Origin of the sequence: Terriglobus sp. YAF25 (assembly GCF_052113305.1) — a bacterium.
Classification (GTDB): Bacteria; Acidobacteriota; Terriglobia; order Terriglobales; family Acidobacteriaceae; genus Terriglobus.
The window spans coordinates 1-7303 of sequence record NZ_JBFRCY010000151.1 but is presented as its reverse complement, the minus strand read 5'-3'; the positions used below and the strand labels follow the sequence as shown (position 1 = coordinate 7303).

The window sequence follows — 7303 nt, the reverse complement described above, 5'->3', positions numbered from 1 at the left end:
GACGTGCGCTTACAGTTGCGGGGCAGTGGCGGAATCTCACCGCGCTTCCCGAACATTTCACCGCGTCGATTCTCTTAAAGCGCAGGTCAGGCATGTCTCACAATTCCCTGACGTCAGGAATTGTGGAAACATACGTACCCCACGAAGATCACTCGGCACAGTTGCTCGCGTGTATTACAGATTTTACACGGCAGGCTGCCGCTCAATTGTCAGTAAATGTTTGACGCGCGCCACATCTTCCCGCGAAGTAATCCGCACCAGCTCGCGTTCTTCGTCTCCCATGGCCAGCCTGCTGCCGGCTATGGCCTCACCTCGGAAGGATCCATGCAACCAGTCGACGCCAGTTGCGTCCCAAAGCTGCCTGGCGTTGCGTACCGTCACGCCGGCTCCGCCCATAATCCGGATGCGCCCCGCGGCCTGCTGCACCAGTGACGACACCATCTGCTGGCCATGCTCCAGGGAGTCGTCTCCGCCTGAGGTCAACACCTCATCCACACCACACTGAATCAGGTCTTCAAGAGCCTCTTCCAGATCTGCCGTGACATCGAAAGCACGGTGAAAGACCACCTTCATCGGCCGGGCTCGCTCCACCAGTTCCAGTGTGCGCTTTACGTCGACCGTATGGTTCTTCATCAGGACGCCGAAGACGACACCCTGAGCGCCGACCTCCTTGCAGCCTTCAATGTCCATCCGCATTACGGTCAGCTCTTCCTCGGTATAGAGAAAATCGCCGGCGCGCGGACGGATCATGACATGCACAGGCACTTCACTGACCTGTAGAGCGGCGCCGATAAAGCCGAGACTGGGCGTGAGTCCGCCGTCGGCAAGAGCCGAGCACAGCTCAATCCGATCGGCGCCTCCTTCAAGAGCGGCGTTCAGCGACGTTGTGGAGTCCACGGCAACTTCAAGCCGTACAGGACGAGACTGCATCAGCGGACCATCTCCCATATATGCTTCTGAGCGACCAGAAGAGCACAGCCGTACTTACACCTGCAAGCACAAACCACGCCTGCAGGAACCTACTCAACTACCACTGACTTCACGAGGTTGCGCGGTTTATCCACGTCAATTCCGCGTCCAATGGCCATGAAGTAGGCGAAGAGCTGCAGCGGCACCACCTCAAGAATCGGCAGAAGATGCTCGGGCGCCGCCGGCACTTCCACAATGGCATCGGCCAACGCAGCCGCCTGCACGTCTCCCTCATTGGCAATCGCCAGGATCGGGGCTCCCTGCGCACGCATGTCCTGCATCAACTGCATCACCTTCTCGTAACGCAGTACGCTCTCGGCATCGTTGTGGTCCACGGTCGCCAGCATCACCAGCGGAGTCTTGCTGCCTACCAGGGCATTGGGGCCGTGCTTCAACTCTCCGCTGGGATATCCCTCGGCATGGATGTAGCTGCTCTCTTTCAGCTTCAGAGCACCTTCACGGGCAATCGCATAGTGAACACCGCGGCCAAGGAAGAGAAACGTCTCCGCTGCCTGCAGACGGCCTGCCGCTACGGCAACCACCTGTTGCCAGCGCGGAAGCCATGCACGCATCTGCGTAATGATCTGCGGCACAACCTTCTCCAGCCCGATAGCCGGCAGACCCCGCTGCGCAGCCGCCTGCTCCGCCAATACTGCCAGCAGCAGAAGCTGCGTGGTAAAGCTCTTAGTCGCCGGAATTGCCTTCTCTACACCCGCCTGCGTGGTCAGCGCCACATCGGCCTCGCGCGCCATGGACGAGGTGGCGACATTGGTAATCGCGAGCGTCTTCTGCCCCATCTCTTTGGCCTTGCGCAAAGCCGCCAGGGTATCGGCCGTCTCTCCCGACTGCGAGACGACGATCACCGCTGCCTGCTTGAGACGTGCTTCGCTGCGGTAGACGTACTCGCTGGCGTACTCCACATCCACGTGGATACCGGCACGGTCTTCCAGAATCAGCTCGGCCACCAGACCTGCATGACGGCTGGAGCCACTCGCCGCAATCACGATCTCCTGCACGCCCTTGAGCCACTGCTGCACCGGTGCAAGGACGCTCGCCCCATAGGCCGCCAACGTACGATCCAGCGCATCGGGCTGCTCGAAGATCTCCTTCAGCATCCAGTGCGGAAAGCCATTCAGTCCCTCTTGCATTGCATCACCTCAAAAGTGATTATATCGCCACAATACGCTCAATCATCTGCGAAATTACGGTTTATTCGTATCCAAACGATCAAATACTCTGCCCATTTGAATGAGAACTGGGTATAAGCTGTTCGAGACCATTATGTCTACGAAGACCGAAGAGCGCGCCGAGCGAATCATGAAATTGTTGCTGCGCAATGGGGATATCTCCGTTGAGGAGCTTGTTGCGACCGTCGGCACCTCCGCACCCTCGATCCGCCGCGATCTCACCCGCCTGGAAAAACGCGGCCTGATCCGCCGTACCCATGGCGGCGCCACCCTGGTGGAGCCGCTCCTGTATGAGCCCTTTCGGTATGACATCAGCTTTCAATCGCGCGAGGGACGCTTCGCCGAAGAAAAACGGCGCATTGGTCTTGCGGCAGCCGACCTGATCCAGGAGAACGAGACCATTGGCCTAAACGCCGGCACCACGACGACCCAGATAGGTCGCGCACTCCGTCATCGCCGCAATATCTCGGTCGTGACCAATGCCATCAACATCGGTATGGAGCTGTGCAATCAACCCGGCATCAAGACATCGCTGACCGGCGGTCTGCTGGCATGGGCATGGGCCTTCTCTCTCTCTGGCCAGGCGACGCTTGATTTTCTCAACACGGTTTATATGGACAAGGTGTTTCTGGGGGTGACCGGAGTGGACCTCGAACGCGGCGCCACTACCCGTGAACAGGAAGAGGCTCTTGTCTTCCGCGCCATGGCACGACAGGCCAAGCAAGTGATTGTCGTTGCTGACTCGTCAAAGTTCGGCAATGTCTCGCCGGCCTTCGTCTCTCCGCTCGAAGATATCGACATCCTGATCACTGACACCGGGCTGCCTGAGTCGGTTGCTGCCGCATATGCGGCGAAGGATATCCGCGTAATCCGGGTTTAGTGGATCGTGACCAGCCGTTCATCGTCCATAGTGCGCTTCAGCTGCCCGCAGGCSGCRTAGATATCCCGTCCCCGTGGGCGACGAATATAAGCCGGCAGTCCGGCATCGCGTAAGGTCTGCTGGAAGGCCGCGACATGCTCATCGTCAGGCTGCTCGAAGGGCATATAGGGACCGGGGTTCCAGACGATCAGGTTCACCTTCGCCCGCAATCCCCTTAGCAGTAGCACGACTTCACGCGCATTCTCCACGCTGTCGTTCACGCCGCCCAGAAGGACGTATTCAAAGGTCAGTCGCTCCCGCGGACGCAGCGGGATCTGCCGGACGACATTCAGCAGCACGCCGATCGGCCACTTCTTATTGATCGGCATCACGGCGGTGCGCACCTTGTCATTGGAGCCATTCAGGCTGATCGCCAGCTTCGGCCGAACCGGTTCCTGCATATAGCGGTCAATGCCATGCAGAATGCCGGAGGTCGAGACTGTCATGCGCGACTCGGGGATTCCCATCGGCCCGACCATCAAACGAACCGAATCCATGAAGTTGTCGAAGTTATGGAAGGGCTCTCCCTGCCCCATGAAAACGAGATTGATGCGGTCTTTGCCGACCTGCATCCCCTGACGGTTCAGCACCACAGCCACCTGTCCGGCGATCTCACCGGCGGTCAGGTTGCGGCGCAATCCCAATTTTCCAGTGAGACAGAACTGGCAATTGACCGCACAGCCCACCTGGCTGGAGATACAAATAGTCCCACGCTTGTACTCATCAACGGGAGCGGCGACGGCTTCTTCCTCTTCCGCAGCAGGTGTTCCATCTCCCTGCTCGCCACCATCGCCTCCAGGCATCCAGACGGTCTCCACCGTCTCGCCGTCGCCCAGCTTGACCAGGTAGCGCTCCGTGCCATCAACAGACTTCGCCACCAGGGCTACCTGGGGCAGGCCGACGCTCCAACCATCCGCCTTCAACTTCTCGCGTACCGCCACCGGGAGCGTAGAGATATCCTCAATCGACTCCACCCGTTGCCGGTAGAGAGCATCATGCAGTTGCTTGGCGCGGAAGAGGGGTTGGCGCAGGCTATCGACCAGAGCCGTCAACTGCTTCAGCGTCATGCCGAAGAGAGCGCGCTGCACCAGAGCCTTGCCCGGAGCGGTAAGCTGTTCATTCTGCGTGGTCTGTGAACTGCCGGCCATTTGGTGCGTTTCCCCTGTTCTCACTCTAACGCCTTCCGGTTCGTCTTATGAAACAATAGCCGTTTCCGCACGCTTTCGAGGCGTTTGCCATGAAGGAGCAACATTTGTCCCTGGACATTACCCTGGCCGAAAACTCAACGACCGCGACCTCCGGCCATCCGGCCCGCAACATCCGTAAAACCCGCCTTCCCAACGGCCTCCTGGTCCTGACCGAACGCATGCCACATCTCCGCTCCGTCTCCATGGGTGTCTGGGTGGGTACGGGCTCACGCGATGAGGCGCCGGAGCTGAACGGGATCTCGCACTTTGTTGAGCACATGGTCTTCAAGGGCACCACGTCGCGCAGCGCTCAGCAGATCGCCCGCGAGGTCGATGCCATCGGCGGCAACCTGGACGCCTTCACCGGGAAAGAGACCATCTGTTTCAACATCAAGGTGCTGGACAGCAACGTAGCTGTCGCCATGGATGTGCTCGCCGATCTCGTGCTGCATCCAACGTTCACCCCGGACGATATCGTCCGTGAGCAATCCGTCATCCTGGAGGAGATCAAGATGGATGAGGATAGCCCGGACTACCTGGTCCACGAACTCTTCACCCAGAACTTCTGGAAAAACGACGCCCTGGGACGCCCGATCCTCGGAACCAAGAAGACCGTCTCTTCCTTCCGCCAGCAGATGGTCTTCGACTTCTATGCTGGGCACTTTAGCGCGGCCAATATGGTCTTCTCCGCTGCCGGCAATCTGGATCACGATACCTTCGTAGCGCTGGTAGAGCAGCACTTCTCGACGCTTTCGGCGACCTCCAGCGCCCTGCCTGGACGTGCTCGTCCAGAGTCGCAGCATCACCTGACTCTGCGCAATAAGAAATCGCTCGAACAGGTGCAGATCTGCCTTGGTGCGACCGCGCCTGCCGTCGCCTCACAACTGCGCTACCCCGTCTATCTGCTCAATACGATTTTAGGCGGAGGCATGAGCTCCCGCCTCTTCCAGACCATCCGCGAAGACCGCGGCCTGGCCTACAGCATTTATTCCGAGATGAACCCCTTCCGCGATACCGGTTCCCTTTGCGTCTATGCCGGCACTGCTCCCGAGAAGGCGAAGGAGGCCATCCTGCTCACGGTCTCCGAACTAAGCCGTCTGAAGCAGGAGTTGGTTACCGAGGACGAACTGGAACGCGCCAAAAATCAGTTGAAGGGCAACATCGTGCTCGGCCTGGAGTCGTCGTCCAGCCGCATGGCTAACCTGGCGCGCCAGCAGATGTACTTCGACCGCTTCTTTACCGTGGACGAGATCATCGATCAGGTGGAGGCTGTTACCCGCGAGGACCTGCAGGTGCTGGCGCAGGAACTCTTCCATCCTGACGCTCTCGCCCTGGCACTGCTTGGCAACCTCGACGGCATCGACATCCAACGCAGCGATCTCGCCTGCTAAACTCCATTTCGCAGAGGAATCATGAACACGAAGTCTCTTTCCCAACGTTATGAGCGCTCCAAGGAGCATGGTTTCTCCCTGGTCGAGCTCTTGATCGTGATGTCCGTCATCCTGATCCTGATGACCTTGGCCATTCCGCAGCTCACGAAGATTCGCCGCAAGGCCAACGAAACCTCGGCCATTCAGTCGGTCCGCGCCATCGCCCAGGCACAGCAGATGTACTCGTCAAACTATCCGGCGAACGGATTTGCCTGCTYCCTCTCCGCTCTCGGCGGCGAGGACTCTTCTGGTGCTGCGAGTCCGACATCGGCACATCTGCTGCCGCCCGATCTGACCAGTGGCGTGAAGGCGGGTTATACCTTCGCTATCACCAACTGCACCAAGGTGACCGTAAACAATACAGATCAGTACACCTCGTACGAGATCACCGCAGTTCCGCAGCAGGTCGGCAAGACCGGCGACCGCGGCTTCTGCTCCGACGAGTCACAGCAGGTGAAGTACGACGCTGCCGGCGGCACCGCCTGCACCGCTCCTGTCCAGTAGCGACAGCTTTATCGAACAAGAAAAGCCCGCCATCCGGCGGGCTTTTCTGCATTGGTAGCTTAACGGGACTTCAGCACCTCATCCATCCGCGCATAGCTGGTCTCCATGCCGTCCGTCATACCGCCCTGCAGACTGCCATCGCGAATCTCCCGGGTGGGGTACACGATCTCGGCGCGCATCAGAGTCTCGTCACCCTGGGCTTCAAGAATGTAAGTGAGCTTTTCTTCCGGCCCAATAAAACCGAGGTCGAAACGCTGATTTGCGGAGAATCCCTTAGGGGCGTCAATCGCCATGAAGACACCGCTTAGCTGTAACTCCTTGCCGTCGGCGCTCTTCCAGAGGAAGCGGATTCGGCCGCCAACCCGAAGATCGACCTCGCAGGCCGGCATGGTCCAGCCCTCGGGACCCAGCAGCCAGCGTTGCAGCAGCTCCGGCTTGGTGAGCGCCTCAAAGACCATAATCTGTGGTGCAGCGAAGGTACGGGTTACGACGATGCCTGTCTCGCCATGAATCTCGACTGTGGACTTCCCTTTGGTGATTGCCATCTACTTGACCTCCATCTCGTTAAGGAGCGTCTCAAGACGCTCGTAGCCCATCTCCATACCGCTGGCCATGGGGCTCTGCATCACCCGCTCCAGAATCTCCTCGGACTCGTAGGTGATCGTCAGTTTCATTACCGTCTGTGCACCCTGCTCCAGGAACTCGGTCTCGATAATTCCCTGTTTCCCATCCCAGGAATCGTCGAACGCCTGGGTGACTCGCATGCGCTGCGGAAGATCCAACTCAAGGTATTCACCACCGAGCCCCATCCGCATGTTTTTCTCCGCGTGAAACCACTCCCAGCGGTACCGTCCACCGACACGGAGATCCATCTCGCAGACCGGCATCTCCCATCCCGGAGACCCAAGAAGCCAGCGGCGGACGTACTCAGGTTGCGTATTCGCCTTGACCACCAAATCCCGTGGAGCATTGAAGGAGCGTGTGATGACYAGTTGTTTCGCTCCGAGCCGTTCCTGTGTGAGCTTTCCCAATTGCATTCCTATTTCTCCTTCCTTCTCTTTGCCTCTTCCGCTTTCATCTCTTCCAGAAGTCCGTCCAGTCGCTGGA

Annotated in this window: 8 protein-coding genes and 1 riboswitch; of the genes, 3 read left to right on the top strand and 5 right to left on the bottom strand. The window is 58.9% G+C overall.

Annotation, left to right across the window (positions count from 1 at the left end):
* Positions 1 to 80, bottom strand: a riboswitch (cobalamin riboswitch). This riboswitch is flagged as partial in the annotation.
* Between the two features lie 103 nt (positions 81 to 183).
* The gene (locus AB4043_RS08335; RefSeq protein ID WP_442306842.1) at positions 184 to 948 is read right to left on the bottom strand and encodes a copper homeostasis protein CutC; all 765 of its coding nucleotides are present in this window, start codon (positions 946 to 948) and stop codon (positions 184 to 186) included.
* Between the two features lie 71 nt (positions 949 to 1019).
* Entirely contained in the window at positions 1020 to 2117 is a 1098-nt protein-coding gene (locus AB4043_RS08330) for an SIS domain-containing protein (RefSeq protein WP_442303246.1), read from the bottom strand.
* A gap of 133 nt (positions 2118 to 2250) precedes the next feature.
* Between AB4043_RS08330 and AB4043_RS08325 the strand changes: the two genes are divergently transcribed.
* Positions 2251 to 3036, top strand: coding sequence for a DeoR/GlpR family DNA-binding transcription regulator (locus AB4043_RS08325; RefSeq protein ID WP_442303245.1), 786 nt, complete (start codon positions 2251 to 2253; stop codon positions 3034 to 3036).
* On the opposite strand, the gene rlmN is transcribed toward AB4043_RS08325, so the two are convergent.
* On the bottom strand, positions 3033 to 4223 hold the full coding sequence (gene rlmN / locus AB4043_RS08320; RefSeq protein ID WP_442303244.1) for a 23S rRNA (adenine(2503)-C(2))-methyltransferase RlmN: 1191 nt from the start codon (positions 4221 to 4223) through the stop codon (positions 3033 to 3035). The genes AB4043_RS08325 and rlmN overlap by 4 nt on opposite strands.
* An 89-nt stretch (positions 4224 to 4312) precedes the next feature.
* Here rlmN and AB4043_RS08315 point away from each other — a divergent pair, with 89 nt between their 5' ends.
* Positions 4313 to 5653: a M16 family metallopeptidase gene (locus AB4043_RS08315; RefSeq protein ID WP_442303243.1), complete on the top strand. Its 1341-nt coding sequence runs from the start codon at positions 4313 to 4315 to the stop codon at positions 5651 to 5653.
* A gap of 21 nt (positions 5654 to 5674) precedes the next feature.
* Positions 5675 to 6196, top strand: a complete 522-nt coding sequence (locus AB4043_RS08310; RefSeq protein ID WP_442306841.1) for a type IV pilin protein — start codon at positions 5675 to 5677, stop codon at positions 6194 to 6196.
* A 59-nt stretch (positions 6197 to 6255) separates the two neighbouring features.
* On the opposite strand, the gene AB4043_RS08305 is transcribed toward AB4043_RS08310, so the two are convergent.
* Both AB4043_RS08305 and AB4043_RS08300 read right to left on the bottom strand, forming a co-directional pair.
* Positions 6256 to 6741, bottom strand: a complete 486-nt coding sequence (locus AB4043_RS08305; protein WP_442303241.1) for an SRPBCC domain-containing protein — start codon at positions 6739 to 6741, stop codon at positions 6256 to 6258.
* Entirely contained in the window at positions 6742 to 7233 is a 492-nt protein-coding gene (locus tag AB4043_RS08300) for an SRPBCC domain-containing protein (RefSeq protein WP_442303240.1), read from the bottom strand.
* Positions 7234 to 7303: the final 70 nt, after the last annotated feature.

Excerpts from the sequence above, each read along its gene's own strand:
- AB4043_RS08335 (WP_442306842.1), bottom strand. The coding sequence starts at position 948 with ATGGGAGATGGTCCGCTGATGCAGTCTCGTCCTGTACGGCTTGAAGTT.
- AB4043_RS08325 (WP_442303245.1), top strand. The coding sequence starts at position 2,251 with ATGTCTACGAAGACCGAAGAGCGCGCCGAGCGAATCATGAAATTGTTG.
- AB4043_RS08315 (WP_442303243.1), top strand. The coding sequence starts at position 4,313 with ATGAAGGAGCAACATTTGTCCCTGGACATTACCCTGGCCGAAAACTCA.
- AB4043_RS08330 (WP_442303246.1), bottom strand. The coding sequence starts at position 2,117 with ATGCAAGAGGGACTGAATGGCTTTCCGCACTGGATGCTGAAGGAGATC.
- AB4043_RS08305 (WP_442303241.1), bottom strand. The coding sequence starts at position 6,741 with ATGGCAATCACCAAAGGGAAGTCCACAGTCGAGATTCATGGCGAGACA.